The 23,013-nt window shown below is 36.1% G+C and carries 9 protein-coding genes; 2 read left to right on the forward strand and 7 right to left on the reverse strand.

The features are described 5' to 3' along the window. Positions 1-14: 14 nt before the first annotated feature. From AC2GW8_RS11180 to AC2GW8_RS11210, 7 genes are all read right to left on the reverse strand, one after another. The gene (locus tag AC2GW8_RS11180; protein WP_440879954.1) at positions 15-776 is read right to left on the reverse strand and encodes a HEAT repeat domain-containing protein; all 762 of its coding nucleotides are present in this window, start codon (positions 774-776) and stop codon (positions 15-17) included. Between the two features lie 13 nt (positions 777-789). Beyond that, positions 790-1,320: an RNA polymerase sigma factor gene (locus AC2GW8_RS11185; protein WP_440879955.1), complete on the reverse strand. Its 531-nt coding sequence runs from the start codon at positions 1,318-1,320 to the stop codon at positions 790-792. Between the two features lie 94 nt (positions 1,321-1,414). After that, positions 1,415-2,995 carry a S41 family peptidase gene (locus tag AC2GW8_RS11190; protein ID WP_440879956.1) on the reverse strand — a complete coding sequence of 527 codons (1,581 nt, stop codon included), beginning with the start codon at positions 2,993-2,995 and terminating at the stop codon, positions 1,415-1,417. Continuing rightward, complete coding sequence (locus tag AC2GW8_RS11195; protein ID WP_440882213.1) at positions 2,982-3,413, reverse strand: deoxycytidylate deaminase; 432 nt, start codon at positions 3,411-3,413, stop codon at positions 2,982-2,984. The genes AC2GW8_RS11190 and AC2GW8_RS11195 overlap by 14 nt, the downstream gene beginning before the upstream one ends. A gap of 131 nt (positions 3,414-3,544) precedes the next feature. Then, positions 3,545-4,126: a HupE/UreJ family protein gene (locus tag AC2GW8_RS11200; RefSeq protein ID WP_440879957.1), complete on the reverse strand. Its 582-nt coding sequence runs from the start codon at positions 4,124-4,126 to the stop codon at positions 3,545-3,547. Continuing rightward, the gene (locus tag AC2GW8_RS11205) at positions 4,127-4,588 is read right to left on the reverse strand and encodes an Lrp/AsnC ligand binding domain-containing protein (RefSeq protein WP_440879958.1); all 462 of its coding nucleotides are present in this window, start codon (positions 4,586-4,588) and stop codon (positions 4,127-4,129) included. A gap of 176 nt (positions 4,589-4,764) precedes the next feature. Further along, positions 4,765-5,175, reverse strand: coding sequence for a BrxA/BrxB family bacilliredoxin (locus AC2GW8_RS11210; protein WP_440879959.1), 411 nt, complete (start codon positions 5,173-5,175; stop codon positions 4,765-4,767). A gap of 299 nt (positions 5,176-5,474) precedes the next feature. Between AC2GW8_RS11210 and AC2GW8_RS11215 the strand changes: the two genes are divergently transcribed. After that, on the forward strand, positions 5,475-6,227 hold the full coding sequence (locus AC2GW8_RS11215) for a TerB family tellurite resistance protein (RefSeq protein WP_440879960.1): 753 nt from the start codon (positions 5,475-5,477) through the stop codon (positions 6,225-6,227). A gap of 529 nt (positions 6,228-6,756) precedes the next feature. Continuing rightward, a complete protein-coding gene (locus tag AC2GW8_RS11220) occupies positions 6,757-22,734 on the forward strand; it encodes a T9SS type B sorting domain-containing protein (RefSeq protein ID WP_440879961.1) in 15,978 nt (5,325 codons plus the stop codon). The last annotated feature ends 279 nt before the right edge of the window (positions 22,735-23,013 follow it).

Raw genomic sequence — 23,013 nt, forward strand, 5'->3', positions numbered from 1 at the left:
TTCTTAGTTATTTCCTACAAAAACTTAGCGATGTTAAGTTGTAGTTCTTGTTTTACATAATTGGGTGTGTCTTTATTTTCTAATAATTTTTTCATAGGCATAAGTGCTCTCTTTTCCTGGATGTTCGTTAATATTTGGATAAGCTCTATCTGTATAATTGGTTCATTTTCAGATTCTAATGCTTTTGTAAGAGAGGATTTAACGATCTCTAGCGATGAAAATTTTGAAAGGGCCTCTGCTGCAGCTAAGCGCACGTTGGTATTTTTATCATGAAATAATTTGCTAATGATCACCTCTATAATTCTGATACTTTCTTTAGGGAAATTTTTTGAATTCTCTACAGCTAGAATTCTTTTGCTAGCTGATTCACTATTGATTAAGCTTAAAAAGTCTTTCTTTTCTTTGGTGTTAATTTCGCTAGTAATCGTTGTGTTGTTATTTCCTTGATACCAACCTAAAAGAAATGTGCTAAAAATGATAAGAATACTTGCGGCAATTCTTATATGGGTTTTCCATTCTATTTTTGAAGTTAAAGGAGTAATTTTGTTTTTATTAACTTCTTCAAGTAATAGTTTATTGAAATTTGACGTTAACCTTTGGCTGGGTGCAGTCATTTTAACGTCAGAAATAGTCAAAAAAAGCTCTTTATATTCTTTTAACTCTTTAGTACAACTATGACAGGTTTTAATATGTGCTTCAAACTTAGAAAGTTCATTGTTGGCTAAATCGCCATCTAAGTAGTTAACTAATAATTTTTGAACATTGTTACAATCCATATTTCTTTGTTTTTCAAAGTTGTTGAAAATAAATAGTTTTTAGCTTTTTTATTGCTCGATGCATTTTAACCTTTATTGAGCCTACAGATGCTCCTGTTATTTCAGCTATTTGCTCATATTTAATTTCTTGAAAACGATGCATTACAATTAATTCTCTATCATTTTTAGAAAGTTGTAAAAGGGCATTTTTTAAATGATTTATATTGTCTTCGGTTTTGTTGTTGGTAGTTTCTGTATGGTTGTAAATGTCATCGTTTAATAAATGAACTCTTTCACGTTTGTTTTTTTGATAATGATTAGTAAAACTATTTCGAGCAATAGTGAATATCCAAGAAGTAAAATTTCCGTTTTTATAGGTGTGTCTACTTTTTAGTATTTTCATGAATACCTCTTGCGTTAAATCTTCACTAATTGTTTTGTCTTTTATCATTTTATTGAAAAAATTATATAAACGAATATGGTATCTGTCAAAGAGCGTAGACAATTTGTTAAGATCACCATTGGCTACTTTCAGCATAAGTTCTTCATCTGTAAAATTTTTCAAAAGTCTTGATTTTGATCGGTTGTTATCTTTAAAACAATTAAAAATTGAAAAGGTTACATATAAGGTAGTTTTTTTTAAATAAAAAAAACTTGCTCTAAGGCAAGTTTTTTGTTTGTTTTTCAAGTTTAAGTACTTTTTGGATCATTTTATCATCTTTTTCGCTAAGCTTGTAGAGTCCCTCGTCATTAAAAAGATCTCTTGCGATTACTGTTTTTAGGCTATTTCTTATTTTGGATTTTCTTTTATTAGAAAGTTTAAAATCTTTTATTTTAGAGAAAAAGAGTTCAGAAACTTCACGATTACTATCAAATGTTTTTATAAATTCATCAATTGATAGGGTGTTTAATGTAGCACGATTATTATCAACATAATCAAAAGCAAAGTTTTGTAATGGTATAAAAATAAAAGTAGAAATATTAGAGGTAGTGTCAATTGGAACAAAAACATCAGGTATAATTCCACCACCACCATAGACAATTTTTCCTTTTGGGGTTTTAAATTGTAAGCTATCTGTTGTTTTAATGCTGTCTTTATTAAAAAGTTCTCCATTATAGAAGCGGTTTTCTATGTCTTCTCTGTAATTCGAACTTTTTTTATTCTTTTTGTATGGTTTTTGAATTGATCGACCTGTAGGAGTGTAATAACGTGCGGTAGTTAGTCGAATAGCAGAGCCGTCACCCAAATCCATTTCTTGTTGCACTAAACCTTTTCCGAAAGATCGTCTACCTATAATGATTCCCTTGTCATTATCCTGAATAGCTCCAGCTACTATTTCTGATGCAGATGCCGAGTTTTCGTCAATCAAAACATAAAGTTTTCCATTTTCGAAACTACCTCTATTTGTTGCAAACGACTTATTTATAACTCCTTTATTATTTTTTGTGTATACAATAAGTTTGTCGTCTTCCAAAAACTCGTCAACTAACTTATTGGCAATATCAATAAAACCTCCACCATTATTTCTTAAGTCTAAAACTAAGGTTTCCATTCCTTTTGTAAGTAATGTGTCTAAGGAAGTCTTGAATTCTCTATAAGTATTTCTAGCAAAACGATTTACTTTAATGTATCCTATGTTTTCGTTTAGCATATAGGCGATATCAACACTTTTAATATTAACTTTTCCTCTTGTGATATCTATATTAAAAAGACTGTCATTTGTTTTGCGGTATATTTGAAGATTAACTTTAGTGTTTGGTTTTCCTTTTAATTTTTTTAAGATTTCACTAGACTTTATTTTTTTTCCGTATAAAGTATCATTGTCTGACATTAGAATTCGATCTCCAGCCTTTATACCAACCTTTATACTAGGACCTCCTTTTATGGCATCAACAACTGTTATGGTATCTCCTTTCATTCTGAACTGAATACCGATTCCTACAAAATTGCCTTGCATATTTTCAGTAACTGATTGGAGATTTTCCTTTGGGATATATACAGAATGTGGGTCTAATTTATCCAGCATTTCAGCAATAGCATTGTCTAATAATTGGTCTGTGTTTACCGTGTCAACATAATCGCTCTGAATGTACTCAATAAGTCGTCGTATTTTTTGTTCATTACTTGAAGTTCTTTTCGTAATGGAAGAATAAGATTTTCCATTATTAAAAAAGGTACCAATAAGTATTCCGAATATAACGGCAATTGAAAAGTAAATAGGTAAATTATTCTTGTTCATAAGGTAGATGTGTCAATTTAACTCCTGCTTTTTCAAGAAAGTTTAAACCAGAGGGGTCTTTATATGCGTCAGCATATACGACTCTTTTTATTCCTGCTTGATGGATTAATTTACTACATTGTTGACATGGAGAGAGTGTTATGTATAAAGTTGCTCCAGCACATGACTGTGTTGAGCTTGCTACTTTTAAAATAGCATTTGCTTCTGCATGAAGAACATACCATTTTGTATATCCACTCTCATCTTCACAATGATTTTCAAATCCTGACGGAGTACCATTGTAGCCATCGGAAATAATCATTCTGTCTTTTACAATAAGTGCACCTACTTTTTTTCTATCACAATGAGATAGTTGTCCCCATTCTCTAGCCATTTTTAAGTAAGCTTTGTCGTATTTCAGTTGTTTTTTATTCAAAATTTAAGGCATATACAAGTTAGGCTAAGATATGTAAAATAAGGTTAACAAAAATATAAAACAAGTATGGTAAAGTTCAGTTTTACAGATTGTTTATGTTTTTAAGTTAAAAGAGCTTTTGTGTAAAAGTCAAATTACCAAAATACCCGGTTAAACATCATTTGTAAAGCAAAGCCAACAACAATTGAAGAAGTTACAAGTATCCAATCTCTTCTATTTACACCTAAAATTGATTGAGCTAATGTTCCAATAAGTAAAATACCAACAACTATTATAATTTGTGCGGCTTCTACCCCAACAGCAAACTCTAATAAAGGTATTAGTTTACTACTGGTTTTTCCAATCATTATTTTAAAATAGTTTGAAAAACCTAATCCATGAATTAAGCCAAAAAATAAAGCGAAAAATAAATTTTGATTTTCCTTTCCTACAGAAGCTTTTTTTGCAGTCATAATATTCATTAAACCTGTTATGAATATAGTTAAAGGTATCAAGAATTCTATCCAATCAGACCGAACATTTAAGATACCAAATACAGCTAAAGTTAGCGTAATGGAGTGTCCAATTGTGAATAGAGTGATAAGCCATAAAACTTTTTTCCATTGTTTAAACTGATAAACGACTGCAAGTACTATTAAAAAAAGAATGTGATCATAGCCTTTAAGATCTAATACATGATAAAGGCCCATTTTAAAGTAAAAAATAAAATCGTTCATTTAAATTTTAATTTGTCTGTTAATTTGTTGGTCTAAAGAGATAAAGGTTTCTGTTCTTGAAACGCCTTTAATTGTTTGAATGTCTTTGTTTAATAAGTGCATTAGGTCTTCGTTGTTTTTACACATTATTTTTATAAAAATAGCATAATTACCAGTTGTATAATGGCTTTCAACAATTTCGGGAATTTCTTTTAATCTTTTTATAGCAGATGAATATAAACTTGAGGAATCTAAAAATACCCCTACGAAAGCGGTTGTATTGTAACCTAGACTTTTGGGGTTCAGTGTCATTCTATAGCCATCAATAAGGTCAGAGTCTTCCAGTTTCCTTAGTCGTTGATGAATGGCTGCACCAGAAATACCAACTTCGCGCGCAATACTTAATACAGGTGTTCTTGCATCCTTAACAAGTCGTTTTATTATAATTTTATCTATACCGTCAATTTTAAACTTTTTGGTCATAAATTTATTTATATGGGGAACGCTAATTTCAGGTGTATAGAAATTATTCCAAATTGAAATTTCAACAAAGGTATTAGAATATTTAATTTCTATTGTTAAGTAAAAATAAAAAAATCCACTAAAATTAGTGGATTTCAAGAATTCAATCTATCTATCAATATAGATCGTAATATTTTTTAACAGTATTCATCATACGCTGCGGCTAAATTTTGGGCAATAGCTTGCGCTGATCTTCCTTCAATATGATGACGTTCTAGCATATGGACTAATTTTCCGTCTTTAAATAAAGCGATTGCTGGTGAAGAAGGAGGGAAAGGAATCATGTATTCACGTGCTTTTGCGGTTGATTCCTTTTCAACACCAGCAAAAACAGTGGTTAAGTTATCGGGTACTTTATCAGCTCCTAACGAAGCCATAGCTCCTGGTCTTGCTGTTCCTGCAGCACAACCACAAACTGAATTAACAACGACTAAGGTAGTTCCTTTTTTTGCCAATGCATTGTCCACATCAGCAGCAGTATATAAAGCGTTAAAACCCACTTCGATTAATTCATCTCTCATCGGTTTTACTAATTCTTCTGGATACATAAATTAAGTTTTGTGCAAAGATAATTGTTTTTATTCATATTGAAAAAACAAAAAAACTATTTTAGGCGGTTTTTAGAGTTCTTTTTACGTGTGGTATGTATTTGTATGTATTTTTGTTTTAGGACTCTTAAAAGGTTGTTTACAGTGTTTTTTTTGATAGTTTTTTGTTATTTTTTAAATATTTTAAATAAATTTTTCTTATTATTATTGGTAGGGTTTCAAAAAAATAAACATTTTGAAAAGCGTAAAAAGTTTAATCTTTTGAAAATGAAATAATAGTATATTTGCAAAAAAAATACATGAGTAAGTTTGCTAAATGGTTAGGTGCTGGTGCAGGATTCACATTAGGAGGTCCTATAGGGGCTGTTGTAGGCTTCGTCGTGGGGAGTTTTATAGATGGAATTTCGATAGAAGACTTGGAAAGAGAGCGAGAAAAAAGTAGTTATGATAAAAGCAGATCAAAAAATAATGCGCATTCGGGTGATTTTGAAATTAGTTTACTTATCCTCTCATCTTTGGTTATTAAGGCAGATGGAAATGTAGATAAAAAAGAGTTAGATTTTGTAAGGCATTATTTTATTAGGCTTTATGGAAAAGAAAGAGCTAATAATGCTTTTAAACTTTTTAATGGAATTGTAAAAAGAGATGTTTCTTTGAGGCAGGTTTGCTTACAAATAAGGAAGTATATGTCACATTCGTCTAGATTACAGTTAATTCACTTTTTATTTGGAATTGCTTATTCAGACGGTGAAATAAAAGTAAGTGAAGAGGAAGTGATAGCAAGAATAGCTTTTTATTTCCGTGTAGGTGAAGGAGATTTCAACTCAATTAAATCAAGTTTTTTGTTGAAAACTGAAAATGCCTACGCAACTTTAGGAGTCTCTAAAGAGTCAACCGATGGAGAGGTAAAGAAGGCTTATCGAAGAATGGTTAAAAAGTATCATCCTGATAAATTAGTAGGCTTAGGAGAGGAGCATATAAAAGAAGCAAAGAAAAAATTTGAGCAGATTCAAAAGGCTTATGAAGAAATAAAGGCTGAGCGTGAAGTATAAAGTAGTTCGTGCTTTATCAGTTACTGCTAAACGTTAATTTCGACTTGTTTGGTCGAAATTAATAAGAAAAAAATTTGTTAATCTATGTTAATTACATATATTAGCGTTAATGAAAAGTTAAAGTTTTTGAAAAGAAAAACTTTAGATAAACAATAATTCTTTTTTAAGAGTGAAGAATTATTCAGATAAAATATTAAAATACACAATAATTCTTTTTTAAGAGTGAAGAATTGTTGATAAAAGATATAATAAAACCCCTATTAAAATGAGAAATTCCAAACCTGAAAAATTCTGAAGACAATTCTGTTATTCTTTGAATCATATTTCTGTGTTTTAAAAACATATTTGTTTTTAATTGCTTGAATACATTGCGTGATTTATTTTTTTTGAATTCGTAGTTGTGTCTAAGTTGTGGTATTCTTTTTTTGCACATGAGTGCACCGGTTTCATTATTACATAAGATTTTTTGGTTTTTGTGCTTAACAAAAACTTTGATGTATAGTTAAAAAATAATTTTTACCCCTTGATTATGAAGAAAAAATACTTTTCGTGTCTGAAAATAAATAGTTTAAGTACAGTGCTGTTTATTTTTATTCTATTAATAAAATCAGGAGAGATTTGTTTTAGTAATAAATCCAATGAAGTAAATTCATTCAGTTCTGGAGTTGACAAACTGACTAACAATATTCATAATTTACTTTTTATTGATGATGCTATTAAGGATAAGAATATTATAAAATCCTTCTTTGATGAAGAAGCTAATCTTTCAGAATGTTCCGAAAAAAATGATAAAAGATTTTTGATTTTTTCTCATGGAGAACCAGGAAGACTTTTGATTGATGGTAAATGGCTTGATAAAAAAGGAATTCTTAATTGGTTTCAAAACTTAGATATTGATATAGAAAGTATCGAGTCGATTAGTATTTATGGTTGTAATTTTGGCTCGGGTGAAAAGGGGAATAATGCAGTCAAATTTTTAAAAGAAAATTTAAATATACATATAGCTGCATCTTCCAATATTACTGGTATTGATGGAGATTGGAATTTAGAAATAGGAGGAAATAAAGTCAAGCAATTTAATATAAAGTCATATAATCATAATCTCCAAGATAAAGATGGTGATAGTATCTCAAATTTTCAAGATTCAGATGATGATAATGATGGTATTTTAGATGTTAATGAAGGACAGTGTAGTGTGCAGGCCCAAACTGGAGTTTGGACAATAGTTTCTTCTAATGTAGCAACTTATAATTTAGGAGGAGGTGTGGTTGTAAGGTTTACAAAAACTGTTACCAATGCTAGTTTATGGTCTTCAAATAACTTTAATAATCAGAACTTTTGGTCCGACCCATCATGGGCGGGGTCCCCTTCCTTAAGTGGAGTCTTTGATTTTGGAAATTCATTAATTGTTGGTTTTGAAGATATTAATGGGGTGCCCGTTGAGGTTACCAATCCTATATTGCACATGGATAGGATTGGAGGTAGAAATGGTGATAACACACAAAATTCTGCATTAGTTACACTTAGTGGGACTACTGTAGATGGAAATCCGCTGACATGGAATGAACTAGCTGGGACTAGTGATTTTGGCACTACTAACACAACTGCTAGAGACTCAGGAGCAGGTACAGGGGGTGTGAACCATGTTGCTGAAAGTACATTAGATGACCCTAGTGGGACGGCAGCAGGGTCAGTACAAATTAATGGTACCCTTTCTACCTTTACACTATCTTTTCCAATGGATCCAGCAGGTCCAGGATCAGGAACTCAAGATGGTATAGAATTTGCGGTAACTGCTTGTACCGGAGTAGATACAGATTTAGATGGTATACCGGATCATCAAGATGTAGATAGTGATAATGATGGATGTTATGATGCATTAGAGGCAGGGCAAGGAGTTTTTAACATCGGACAATTAGTAAATGGGTCTTTTCCAGTTGGAAGTGTCAATGCAAATGGAGTGCCAACTGCAGTTAATGGTGGTTCAGGACAAGCTACAATACCTGCTGTGACGAGCCCTTTAGATAGTTCTGCGTGTTGTGATTCTACAGTTTCTAGCGCAGTTGATTTTGATGGAGATAATGTGGCTGACGTCTGTGATTTAGATGATGATAATGATGGAATTCTTGATGACGAGGAATGTGCTTTTGTAAGACTAAAACCAGCAGATATATCCAGTAATCCTCCAACATCAAACCAAACTGGTTATAATGTCGTCAATGAAGATGTTAGTGGTGTTTTTAATTTACCGTTAGGTAGCCTTTTTGTAACAATAACCAATGCTTCAGTAAACTCATCTGCGGGAGCATGGAAAGCCAATGATGCTACAGGGAATGCTACTTTTACTTTCTCAGGTCCTTATGCAAGTTTGGCATATATGAAAGTAGCACATGCAGGTGCTTTGGCTCAAGGGAGTCAAGATGGATTTATAGCGACTAATGGAGAAAGATTTAAATTTACATCGACTAGTTTAGTCGGTGATTTTGTGCTTAAAAGCCAAGGAAATACATTTGTTGCTGAAAACCCTACAGGAGGATCGGAAACAAGTAACGGTCAACCTTTTGAGTGGACTTCAGAAAACCCAGGCGTTCAGAGTGTTGAGGTGTTTTCTAACGGAGGAAATGGAAATAATCAGTATTTTATAGAGCTAAGGCTATGTGATACAGATAGAGATGGAATTCTTGATCATTTAGATGTAGATAGTGATGGTGATGGATGTTATGATATTTTAGAAACCTCAGGAGGGTTTGTCCATACTGCCGTGCCTTCAGGATCTTTTCCTAGCAATAATGTAAATTCAAATGGAGTTCCTAATACTGTTAACGGAGGAGCAGGGCAAGCTACAGAAGCGGCAGTTACAGATGCTGACCCTAATTCAGCTTGTTGTGATCCATTAGTTTCTGGTTTTGATGATGCAGACGGTGATGGTGTTGCAAATTCATGTGATTTAGATAATGATAATGACGGTATATTAGATGTTTCCGAAGCTTATTGTGATCAACCAGAAGTTGCAAATTCGGAATCAGGATTAGGTGTTAATCAAGATAAATTTTATATTTTTAACTGGGATGGGGCAGACTTTATAAACGGAATTCAAGATGGGGATTCACAAACTTTTAATCTCTCTAATGGCGTTACAGTAGTTGCTACTATATCAAATGCAGTAGGTGACACTTCTTCTTTCGTGTCTCAAGATTTAAGTACTTTTCCAGCAGCTAAGTTTCAAAATTTATATGATACACCTGGAACTAATGAAGCATTTTATTCAAGTGTTAATGGTGCAGACGTTTCATTTACAATAACATTTACAGCAACTATATCAGGAAATCCATATCCTCTTGAATTATTGGTTTTTGACGCAGAAGAGACCGCGGCAGGAGCTCAGGAAAATACTATTTTTATTACAAATGGAGAGGTTTGGCGTTTTGTTGAGTCAGGAGGAGGAGGAACCGGTGGTTTTAGTGGTGAGGGAACGAAAACTTTAATTGTTAATGAGACCCAAACAGGAACCTCTATTTATGCTTCTAAGAATACAACGGAAATTAATGTGAATATAAACCAAGGAGGCCTTCAAGCTGTTGCTTTTGGTTTCAGGTTGTTGTGTGACTCAGATAATGATGGAATATTTAATTATTTAGATACCGATAGTGATAATGATGGTTGTTTTGATGCTTTAGAGGCTGCCGGAACTTTTACTATTGCTAATGCCCCATCTGGTGTTTTTGCTTCGGTTAATTTAACGACAGGAATACCCAACGATGTTGATCAATCTGTAGGGCAAGCTACTAATTCTGCTGTAACAGATGTCAATGATAGTACTACATGTTGTGATGTCAATGTTTCTGGTTTTACAGATATTGACAATGATGGTATCGTAGATCAATGTGATGACGATAGTGATAATGATGGAATTTTAGACTCAGATGAATGTCAAACAACTCCAGCGAGTTTTGTTTTTGACTCACAGGCAGGAGGTACGTTCAGCCTACCAAACTCAAATGGAGTGGCTAATTGGACGATGACGCAAACAGGTGGTGTTGTTGCGTCCTCTGGCACAACAGATAATGATGAACTATATTACGTTTATAACGGGAATAGTCCTGATTGGGATTTATCAGCGACATTCGAGATAAATAGTTTACCGGTCGGGTCAGACCTGCAATTAAAACTTTTTGGATTTGTAGATAAGACCACTTCTGATTTTTCTGCAGATTTTGGTTCTAAGTTTAATACTTATACTATATCGTGGGTTGGTGGAGATGGCAATGCAAAAGTATTTGATCCAGCAGGAAACCAAATAGTGAATAGTACTGGAGGAGAATTAGCCATTAATAACGGTGGGAGTTTTACCCAGACAGTATCTACTGATAGAGGAAATGGAGCATGGAATAACAATAATTTACAATGGTACGTTGTCTTTCCTACAGGAGCAACACAGTTTACGATTGAAGCTGTTGGTGGTGCCAATATGGAAGGTTTTAGATTTTCTGTAGATGAAAAATTCTGTCCAGATACCGATGGTGATGGTACGCCAAATTATAGAGATTTGGATAGTGATAATGATGGTATTTATGATGTTATTGAAAGTGGTGTCGGATCAAGAGACACCGATGGAGATGGAGATATCGATATTAGTGATGGATTGTTTGTGGATGCTAATAATAACGGAGTTGATGATGTGGCAGAGAGTACCGATCCAACGGATAGTGATGGAGATGATGTTCCAGATAGTTTAGAGATAGACTCAGATGGTGATGGATGTAATGATGCTGTAGAGGCAGGTTATACCGATACAGCACCTGCTGATGGAATTGTTGATGGATCAGGTTTCGATTTAACAAATGGTACTGTTACAGGTAGTGATGGTTATACAACACCTGCAGATAGTGATGCTAACAGTACTTCAGACTACCAAGAAGTGGGTCCAGATACAGATAGTAATGGAACGATGGATTGGTGTCAGGATAGTGATAACGATGGAGTAGTTGATGCAGAAGATTTAGATGACGATAATGACGGTATTTCTGATATAGAAGAAGGGACAGCTGATAGTGATGGCGATGGCATTTTAGATTATTTAGATTTAGACAGTGATAATGATGGTATTTTCGATATTGTTGAAGGAGGGAATGGAGCTGCTGATACTAATAATGATGGAATGTCTGATGGAGTTGATGCAGACAATGATGGTATGGATGATGCTCTAGAGGGTACAACACCAATAGATTCAGATGGAGATGGGATACTTGATAGTCAGGAGATAGATTCAGATGGTGATGGATGTAACGATGCTGTAGAAGCAGGTTATACCGATACAGCACCTGCTGATGGAATTGTTGATGGATCAGGAATTGATTTAACAAATGGTACTGTTACAGGTAGTGATGGTTATACAACACCTGCAGATAGTGATGCCAACAGTACTTCAGATTTCCAAGAAGTAGGTCCAGATGTAGATGGTAATGGAACTATGGATTGGTGTCAGGATACAGATAATGATGGAATACCAAATTCTATTGATTTAGATGACGATAATGATGGTATTTCTGATGTAGAAGAAGGGACATCTGATAGTGATGGCGATGGCATTTTAAATTATTTAGATTTAGACAGTGATAATGATGGTATTTTCGATATTGTTGAAGGAGGGAATGGAGCTGCTGATACTAATAATGATGGAATGTCTGATGGAGTTGATGCAGACAATGATGGTATGGATGATGCTCTAGAGGGTACAACACCAATAGATTCAGAAGGCGATGGCATTTTAGATTATTTAGATTTAGATAGTGATAATGATGGTATTTTCGATATTGTTGAAGGAGGGAATGGAGCTGCTGATACTAATACTGATGGAATGTCTGATGGAGTTGATGCAGACAATGATGGTATGGATGATGCTCTAGAGGGTACAACACCAATAGATTCAGATGGAGATGGGATACTTGATAGTCAGGAGATAGATTCAGATGGTGATGGATGTAACGATGCTGTAGAAGCAGGTTATACCGATACAGCACCTGCTGATGGAATTGTTGATGGAACAGGAATTGATTTAACAAATGGTACTGTTACAGGTAGTGATGGTTATACAACACCTGCAGATAGTGATGCTAACAGTACTTCGGACTACCAAGAAGCGGGTCCAGATACAGATAGTAATGGAACGATGGATTGGTGTCAGGATAGTGATAACGATGGGGTAGTTGATGCAGAAGATTTAGATGACGATAATGATGGTATTTCTGATGTAGAAGAAGGGACATCTGATAGTGATGGCGATGGTATTTTAGATTATTTAGATTTAGACAGTGATAATGATGGTATTTTCGATATTGTTGAAGGAGGGAATGGAGCTGCTGATACTAATAATGATGGAATGTCTGATGGAGTTGATGCAGACAATGATGGTATGGATGATGCTCTAGAGGGTACAACACCAATAGATTCAGATGGAGATGGAATACTTGATAGTCAGGAGATAGACTCAGATGGTGATGGATGTAACGATGCTGTAGAAGCAGGTTATACCGATACAGCACCTGCTGATGGAATTGTTGATGGATCAGGTTTCGATTTAACAAATGGTACTGTTACAGGTAGTGATGGTTATACAACGCCAATTGATAGCGATGCTAACGGTACTTCAGATTTCCAAGAAGCGGGTCCAGATACAGATAGTAATGGAACGATGGATTGGTGTCAGGATAGTGATAACGATGGAGTAGTTGATGCAGAAGATTTAGATGATGATAATGACGGTATTTCTGATATAGAAGAAGGAACATCTGATAGTGATGGTGACGGTATTTTAGATTATTTAGATTTAGACAGTGATAATGATGGTATTTTCGATATTGTTGAAGGAGGGAATGGAGCTGCTGATACTAATAATGATGGAATGTCTGATGGAGTTGATGCAGACAATGATGGTATGGATGATGCTCTAGAGGGTACAACACCAATAGATTCAGATGGAGATGGAATACTTGATAGTCAGGAGATAGATTCAGATGGTGATGGATGTAACGATGCTGTAGAAGCAGGTTATACCGATACAGCACCTGCTGATGGAATTGTTGATGGAACAGGAATTGATTTAACAAATGGTACTGTTACAGGTAGTGATGGTTATACAACACCTGCAGATAGTGATGCTAACAGTACTTCAGACTACCAAGAAGCGGGTCCAGATACAGATAGTAATGGAACGATGGATTGGTGTCAGGATAGTGATAACGATGGGGTAGTTGATGCAGAAGATTTAGATGATGATAATGACGGTATTTCTGATATAGAAGAAGGGACAGCTGATAGTGATGGCGATGGCATTTTAGATTATTTAGATTTAGACAGTGATAATGATGGTATTTTCGATATTGTTGAAGGAGGGAATGGAGCTGCTGATACTAATAATGATGGAATGTCTGATGGAGTTGATGCAGACAATGATGGTATGGATGATGCTCTAGAGGGTACAACACCAATAGATTCAGATGGAGATGGGATACTTGATAGTCAGGAGATAGATTCAGATGGTGATGGATGTAACGATGCTGTAGAAGCAGGTTATACCGATACAGCACCTGCTGATGGAATTGTTGATGGATCAGGAATTGATTTAACAAATGGTACTGTTACAGGTAGTGATGGTTATACAACACCTGCAGATAGTGATGCCAACAGTACTTCAGATTTCCAAGAAGTGGGTCCAGATGTAGATGGTAATGGAACTATGGATTGGTGTCAGGATACAGATAATGATGGAATACCAAATTCTATTGATTTAGATGACGATAATGATGGTATTTCTGATGTAGAAGAAGGGACATCTGATAGTGATGGCGATGGTATTTTAGATTATTTAGATTTAGACAGTGATAATGATGGTATTTTCGATATTGTTGAAGGAGGGAATGGAGCTGCTGATACTAATAATGATGGAATGTCTGATGGAGTTGATGCAGACAATGATGGTATGGATGATGCTCTAGAGGGTACAACACCAATAGATTCAGATGGAGATGGGATACTTGATAGTCAGGAGATAGACTCAGATGGTGATGGATGTAACGATGCTGTAGAAGCAGGTTATACCGATACAGCACCTGCTGATGGAATTGTTGATGGATCAGGTTTCGATTTAACAAATGGTACTGTTACAGGTAGTGATGGTTATACAACGCCAATTGATAGCGATGCTAACGGTACTTCAGATTTCCAAGAAGTAGGTCCAGATACAGATAGTAATGGAACGATGGATTGGTGTCAGGATAGTGATAACGATGGAGTAGTTGATGCAGAAGATTTAGATGATGATAATGACGGTATTTCTGATATAGAAGAAGGGACAGCTGATAGTGATGGCGATGGTATTTTAGATTATTTAGATTTAGACAGTGATAATGATGGTATTTTCGATATTGTTGAAGGAGGGAATGGAGCTGCTGATACTAATAATGATGGAATGTCTGATGGAGTTGATGCAGACAATGATGGTATGGATGATGCTCTAGAGGGTACAACACCAATAGATTCAGATGGAGATGGAATGCTTGATAGTCAGGAGATAGATTCAGATGGTGATGGATGTAACGATGCTGTAGAAGCAGGTTATACCGATACAGCACCTGCTGATGGAATTGTTGATGGAACAGGAATTGATTTAACAAATGGTACTGTTACAGGTAGTGATGGTTATACAACACCTGCAGATAGCGATGCTAACGGTACTTCAGATTTCCAAGAAGTAGGTCCAGATACAGATAGTAATGGAACGATGGATTGGTGTCAGGATAGTGATAACGATGGAGTAGTTGATGCAGAAGATTTAGATGATGATAATGACGGTATTTCTGATATAGAAGAAGGAACATCTGATAGTGATGGTGACGGTATTTTAGATTATTTAGATTTAGACAGTGATAATGATGGTATTTTCGATATTGTTGAAGGAGGGAATGGAGCTGCTGATACTAATAATGATGGAATGTCTGATGGAGTTGATGCAGACAATGATGGTATGGATGATGCTCTAGAGGGTACAACACCAATAGATTCAGATGGAGATGGAATACTTGATAGTCAGGAGATAGATTCAGATGGTGATGGATGTAACGATGCTGTAGAAGCAGGTTATACCGATACAGCACCTGCTGATGGAATTGTTGATGGATCAGGAATTGATTTAACAAATGGTACTGTTACAGGTAGTGATGGTTATACAACACCTGCAGATAGTGATGCTAACAGTACTTCAGACTACCAAGAAGCGGGTCCAGATACAGATAGTAATGGAACGATGGATTGGTGTCAGGATAGTGATAACGATGGGGTAGTTGATGCAGAAGATTTAGATGATGATAATGACGGTATTTCTGATATAGAAGAAGGGACAGCTGATAGTGATGGCGATGGCATTTTAGATTATTTAGATTTAGACAGTGATAATGATGGTATTTTCGATATTGTTGAAGGAGGGAATGGAGCTGCTGATACTAATAATGATGGAATGTCTGATGGAGTTGATGCAGACAATGATGGTATGGATGATGCTCTAGAGGGTACAACACCAATAGATTCAGATGGAGATGGAATACTTGATAGTCAGGAGATAGATTCAGATGGTGATGGATGTAACGATGCTGTAGAGGCAGGTTATACCGATACAGCACCTGCTGATGGAATTGTTGATGGATCAGGAATTGATTTAACAAATGGTACTGTTACAGGTAGTGATGGTTATACAACACCTGCAGATAGTGATGCCAACAGTACTTCAGACTTCCAAGAAGTAGGTCCAGATGTAGATGGTAATGGAACTATGGATTGGTGTCAGGATACAGATAATGATGGAATACCAAATTCTATTGATTTAGATGACGATAATGATGGTATTTCTGATGCAGAAGAAGGGACATCTGATAGTGATGGCGATGGCATTTTAGATTATTTAGATTTAGATAGTGATAATGATGGTATTTTCGATATTGTTGAAGGTGGGAATGAAGTTGCTGATATAAACAATGATGGAATGTCTGATGGAGTTGATGCAGACAATGATGGTATGGATGATGCTCTAGAGGGTACAACACCAATAGATTCAGAAGGCGATGGCATTTTAGATTATTTAGATTTAGATAGTGATAATGATGGTATTTTCGATATTGTTGAAGGAGGGAATGGAGCTTCTGATACTAATACTGATGGAATGTCTGATGGAGTTGATGCAGACAATGATGGTATGGATGATGCTCTAGAGGGTACAACACCAATAGATTCAGATGGAGATGGATTGCTTGATACTCAGGAGATAGATTCAGATGACGATGGATGTAACGATGCTGTAGAGGCAGGTTATACCGATGCAGCACCTGCTGATGGAATTGTTGACGGATCAGGAATTGATTTAACAAATGGTACTGTTACAGGTAGTGATGGTTATACAACACCTGAAGATAGCGATGCTAACAGTATTTCAGACTACCAAGAAGTGGGTCCAGATACAGATAGTAATGGAACGATGGATTGGTGTCAGGATAGTGATAACGATGGGGTAGTTGATGCAGAAGATTTAGATGATGATAATGACGGTATTTCTGATATAGAAGAAGGGACGTCTGATAGTGATGGCGATGGCATTTTAGATTATTTAGATTTAGACAGTGATAATGATGGTATTTTCGATATTGTTGAAGGAGGGAATGGAGCTGCTGATACTAATAATGATGGAATGTCTGATGGAGTTGATGCAGACAATGATGGTATGGATGATGCTCTAGAGGGTACAACACCAATAGATTCAGATGGAGATGGAATACCTGATAGTCAGGAGATAGATTCAGATGACGATGGATGTAACGATGCTGTAGAGGCAGGTTATACCGATACAGCACCTGCTGATGGAATTGTTGATGGATCAGGAATTGATTTAACAAATGGTACTGTTACAGGTAGTGATGGTTATACAACACCTGCAGATAGTGATGCTAACAGTATTTCAGACTACCAAGAAGCGGGTCCAGATACAGATAGTAATGGAACGATGGATTGGTGTCAGGATAGTGATAACGATGGGGTAGTTGATGCAGAAGATTTAGATGATGATAATGACGGTATTTCTGATATAGAAGAAGGGACAGCTGATAGTGATGGCGATGGCATTTTAGATTATTTAGATTTAGATAGTGATAATGATGGTATTTTCGATATTGTTGAAGGAGGGAATGGAGCTTCTGATACTAATACTGATGGAATGTCTGATGGAGTTGATGCAGACAATGATGGTATGGATGATGCTCTAGAGGGTACAACACCAATAGATTCAGATGGAGATGGAATACCTGATAGTCAGGAGATAGATTCAGATGGTGATGGATGTAACGATGCTGTAGAAGCAGGTTATACCGATACAGCACCTGCTGATGGAATTGTTGATGGAACAGGAATTGATTTAACAAATGGTACTGTTACAGGTAGTGATGGTTATACAACACCTGCAGATAGTGATGCCAACAGTACTTCAGATTTCCAAGAAGTAGGTCCAGATGTAGATGGTAATGGAACTATGGATTGGTGTCAGGATACAGATAATGATGGAATACCAAATTCTATTGATTTAGATGACGATAATGATGGTATTTCTGATGTAGAAGAAGGGACAGCTGATAGTGATGGCGATGGTATTTTAGATTATTTAGATTTAGACAGTGATAATGATGGTATTTTCGATATTGTTGAAGGAGGGAATGGAGCTTCTGATACTAATACTGATGGAATGTCTGATGGAGTTGATGCAGACAATGATGGTATGGATGATGCTCTAGAGGGTACAACACCAATAGATTCAGATGGAGATGGAATACTTGATAGTCAGGAGATAGACTCAGATGGTGATGGATGTAACGATGCTGTAGAAGCAGGTTATACCGATACAGCACCTGCTGATGGAATTGTTGATGGATCAGGTTTCGATTTAACAAATGGTACTGTTACAGGTAGTGATGGTTATACAACGCCAATTGATAGCGATGCTAACGGTACTTCAGATTTCCAAGAAGTGGGTCCAGATACAGATAGTAATGGAACGATGGATTGGTGTCAGGATAGTGATAACGATGGGGTAGTTGATGCAGAAGATTTAGATGACGATAATGATGGTATTTCTGATGTAGAAGAAGGGACATCTGATAGTGATGGCGATGGTATTTTAGATTATTTAGATTTAGACAGTGATAATGATGGTATTTTCGATATTGTTGAAGGAGGGAATGGAGCTGCTGATACTAATAATGATGGAATGTCTGATGGAGTTGATGCAGACAATGATGGTATGGATGATGCTCTAGAGGGTACAACACCAATAGATTCAGATGGAGATGGAATACTTGATAGTCAGGAGATAGACTCAGATGGTGATGGATGTAACGATGCTGTAGAAGCAGGTTATACCGATACAGCACCTGCTGATGGAATTGTTGATGGATCAGGTTTCGATTTAACAAATGGTACTGTTACAGGTAGTGATGGTTATACAACGCCAATTGATAGCGATGCTAACGGTACTTCAGATTTCCAAGAAGTAGGTCCAGATACAGATAGTAATGGAACGATGGATTGGTGTCAGGATAATGATAATGATGGAGTAGTTGATGCAGAAGATTTAGATGATGATAATGATGGTATTTCTGATGTAGAAGAAGGTACATCTGATAGTGATGGCGATGGCATTTTAGATTATTTAGATTTAGATAGTGATAATGATGGTATTTTCGATATTGTTGAAGGAGGGAATGGAGCTGCTGATACTAATACTGATGGAATGTCTGATGGAGTTGATGCAGACAATGATGGTATGGATGATGCTCTAGAGGGTACAACACCAATAGATTCAGATGGAGATGGGATACTTGATAGTCAGGAGATAGATTCAGATGGTGATGGATGTAACGATGCTGTAGAAGCAGGTTATACCGATACAGCACCTGCTGATGGAATTGTTGATGGAACAGGAATTGATTTAACAAATGGTACTGTTACAGGTAGTGATGGTTATACAACACCTGCAGATAGTGATGCTAACAGTACTTCAGACTACCAAGAAGCGGGTCCAGATACAGATAGTAATGGAACGATGGATTGGTGTCAGGATAGTGATAACGATGGGGTAGTTGATGCAGAAGATTTAGATGATGATAATGACGGTATTTCTGATATAGAAGAAGGGACAGCTGATAGTGATGGCGATGGCATTTTAGATTATTTAGATTTAGACAGTGATAATGATGGTATTTTCGATATTGTTGAAGGAGGGAATGGAGCTGCTGATACTAATAATGATGGAATGTCTGATGGAGTTGATGCAGACAATGATGGTATGGATGATGCTCTAGAGGGTACAACACCAATAGATTCAGATGGAGATGGAATACCTGATAGTCAGGAGATAGACTCAGATGGTGATGGTTGTAACGATGCTGTGGAGGCGGGTTATACCGATACGACACCCGCAGATGGTGAGGTTGATGGGACAGGAATTGATCTAACTAATGGAACGGTTACAGGTAGTGATGGTTATACAACGCCAATTGATAGTGATGCTAACGGCACTTCAGATTTCCAAGAAGTAGGTCCAGATGCAGATAGTAATGGAACTTCTGATTGGTGTCAGGATACAGATAATGATGGAATACCAAATTCTATTGATGTTGATGACGATAATGATGGCATACCTGATGTAGTTGAAGGTATAGATGATACTGATGGGGATAATATTCCAGATTTCCTTGATTTGGATAGCGATAATGATGGTATTTTAGATGTAGATGAAGGAGGGAATGGTGATCAAGACACTAATGAAGATGGTGTTATTGATTCGAATGATACAGGTTATACCGATAATGATAATGATGGACAGGCTGATAATTCAGTGGATGTAGATGAAGAGCCTGATACGGATAATGATAGTATACCTGACTATAAAGATTTGGATAGTGATAATGACGGCATTAATGACGTTATTGAAAATGGAAACGGTACTTCTGATACGAATAACGATGGTGTAATCGATTCGAATGATACAGGAGGAGCTGATACCGATGGCGATGGTATTTCGGATAGTGTAGATGGTAATTTGGACCCTAATAACATAGGTGAAGGTCCAGGAGGTGAGGGAGATACTGTTGACTCAGATGGAGATACTGTACCAAATTATCAAGATCTAGACAGCGATGACGATGGCGTAAATGACATTACTGAAGGTGGTAATGAGGATGAAGATGGAAACGGTATGGTTGATGGTCCTGATACTGATGGTGACGGAATAAAAGACGAAGTTGATGAAGATGATTCTAATTTTGGAGATTCAGGAAATACAGATGTTAATGATTCAGATCCTACTGATCCTGACAGTGGAGGAGATGGTACCGTTCCGGACAGTGGTACGGATGCCGATGGTGACGGAATTGCGGATAGTGTAGATGGGGATGACACTGTATTTGGTGATGCAACTGATACAGATGGAGATGGAATTCCAGATGTAGCAGATTTAGATGATGACAACGATGGTATCCCTGATGTGGAAGAAGGTACAGAAGATTTAGATAATGATGGTATCCCTAATAGTTTAGATTTAGATAGTGATAATGATGGTATCCTTGATGTAGATGAAGGAGGAAATGGCGATCAAGATACTAATGGAGATGGTGTTATTGATTCTAATGATACAGGCTACACTGATAATAATAATGATGGACAAGCTGATAATTCAGTGGATGCAGATGAAGAACCTGACACAGATAACGATGGAGTACCGGATTACAAAGATTTAGATAGTGATAATGATGGTATCAATGATGTGATTGAGAATGGAAATGGAAGTCAGGATACTAATAATGATGGCGTAATCGATTCGAGTGATACAGGAGGAGCTGATACCGATGGTGATGGGATTTCTGATAGTATAGATGCTGATGTAAATCCAAACGATTTTGGCGAAGGTTCAGGAGGTGAAGGTGATACTGTTGATTCAGATGGTGATGGTGTACCAGATTATCAAGATCTAGATAGTGATGATGATGGAGTGAATGATATTACTGAAGGAGGTAATGAAGATGAAGATGGAAATGGTATGGTTGATGGCCCAGATACTGATGGTGATGGTATAAAAGATGAAGTTGATGAAGATGATTCTAATTTTGGAGATAACGGTAATACGGATGAAAATGATACTGACCCAACAGATCCTAATAGCGGAGGAGACGGTACTGTAACAGATAGTGGGACAGATTCAGATGGTGATGGAATACCTGATTCAGTAGATGGCTTAGATGGCTTTGGCGATTCATCAGACACCGACGGAGATGGCGTACCAGATAGTCTCGATTTAGATGATGACAACGATGGTATTCCAGATGCAGAGGAAGGTGAGGGCGATTTAGATGGTGATGGAATTCCAAATAATTTAGATTTAGATAGTGATAATGATGGTGTCCTAGATGTAGATGAGGGTGGAAATGGTGATCAAGATACTAACGGAGATGGAGTTATCGATTCGAATGATGATGGATATAAAGATGATAATAACGATGGACAAGCAGATGATTCGGTAGATGAAAACGAGGAACCAGATACTGATGGTGATGGTGTTCCAGATTATAAAGATTTAGATAGTGACAATGATGGTATCAACGATGTTATTGAAAATGGTAATAAAGACGCAGATACTAATAATGATGGAGTTATAGATAGTAATGATACTGGTGGTTCAGATGTCGATGAAGATGGTATATCAGATAGCGTAGATTCAGATCCAGATAATCATGGAGAAGGTTCAGGAGGTGAAGGTGATACTGTTGATTCAGATAGTGACGGCGTTCCAGACTATAAAGATCTAGATAGTGATGATGATGGAGTTAACGACGTTAACGAAGGTGGAAATGAAGATAAAAATGGAGATGGAATGGTTGATGGCCCTGATAATGATGGAGATGGCATAGTTGACGATGCCGATGGAGATGGAATAAGTGATGAAGCAGATCAAGATGATGCCAACTTTGGAGATGGAGATAACACAGATGAGAATGATACCGATCCAACTGATCCTAATAGTGGTGGTTCAGGGGTAATGCCAGATAGTGGAACAGATGCTGATGGTGACGGTATCTCTGATAGTGCAGATTTAAATGATGAAGTCTTTGGAGATGCAGTTGGTTTAGATAGTTGTGTAGTTGTTTACAATGAATTTACACCGAATAATGATGGTTTAAATGATACACTTATCATCAATTGTTTGGAAAATTATCCTAATAACAGATTAGAAATATTCAATAGGTGGGGTAACACGGTATATAGTAAAAGTCAATACGATAATTCTTGGAAAGGAGAGTCTAATGGACGTGTAAATGTTCAGGTTGATGAAGGACTCCCCTCTGGTACCTATTACTATGTGTTAGACCTAGGAAATGGAGAAAAACCAAAAGTTGGCTGGATTTATATTAATAGAAAATAACCAATTCAGAATTAAGGTTGCTGTATCCTTTAAAAAGCAGCTAAAATTTAAGACTTAAGTGTATTTGTTAGTACATGATTTCAAATACACTTAGTCTCTAAAAATTTAAGATAAGATGTATAGTGATGGTTTATGATAGTATTCTTTTGAACGAATAACAAGGTTATTTGATCTAAGGATACGGCTCTAAAATCGATCTACAATAAGAAAATACTTAGTAAGAACTACCTTAGTTTAAGTAAATCGGGCTTTTAAGAACATTTATTGAGAAGAATAGAC

This window comes from Tenacibaculum profundi (assembly GCF_057162725.1).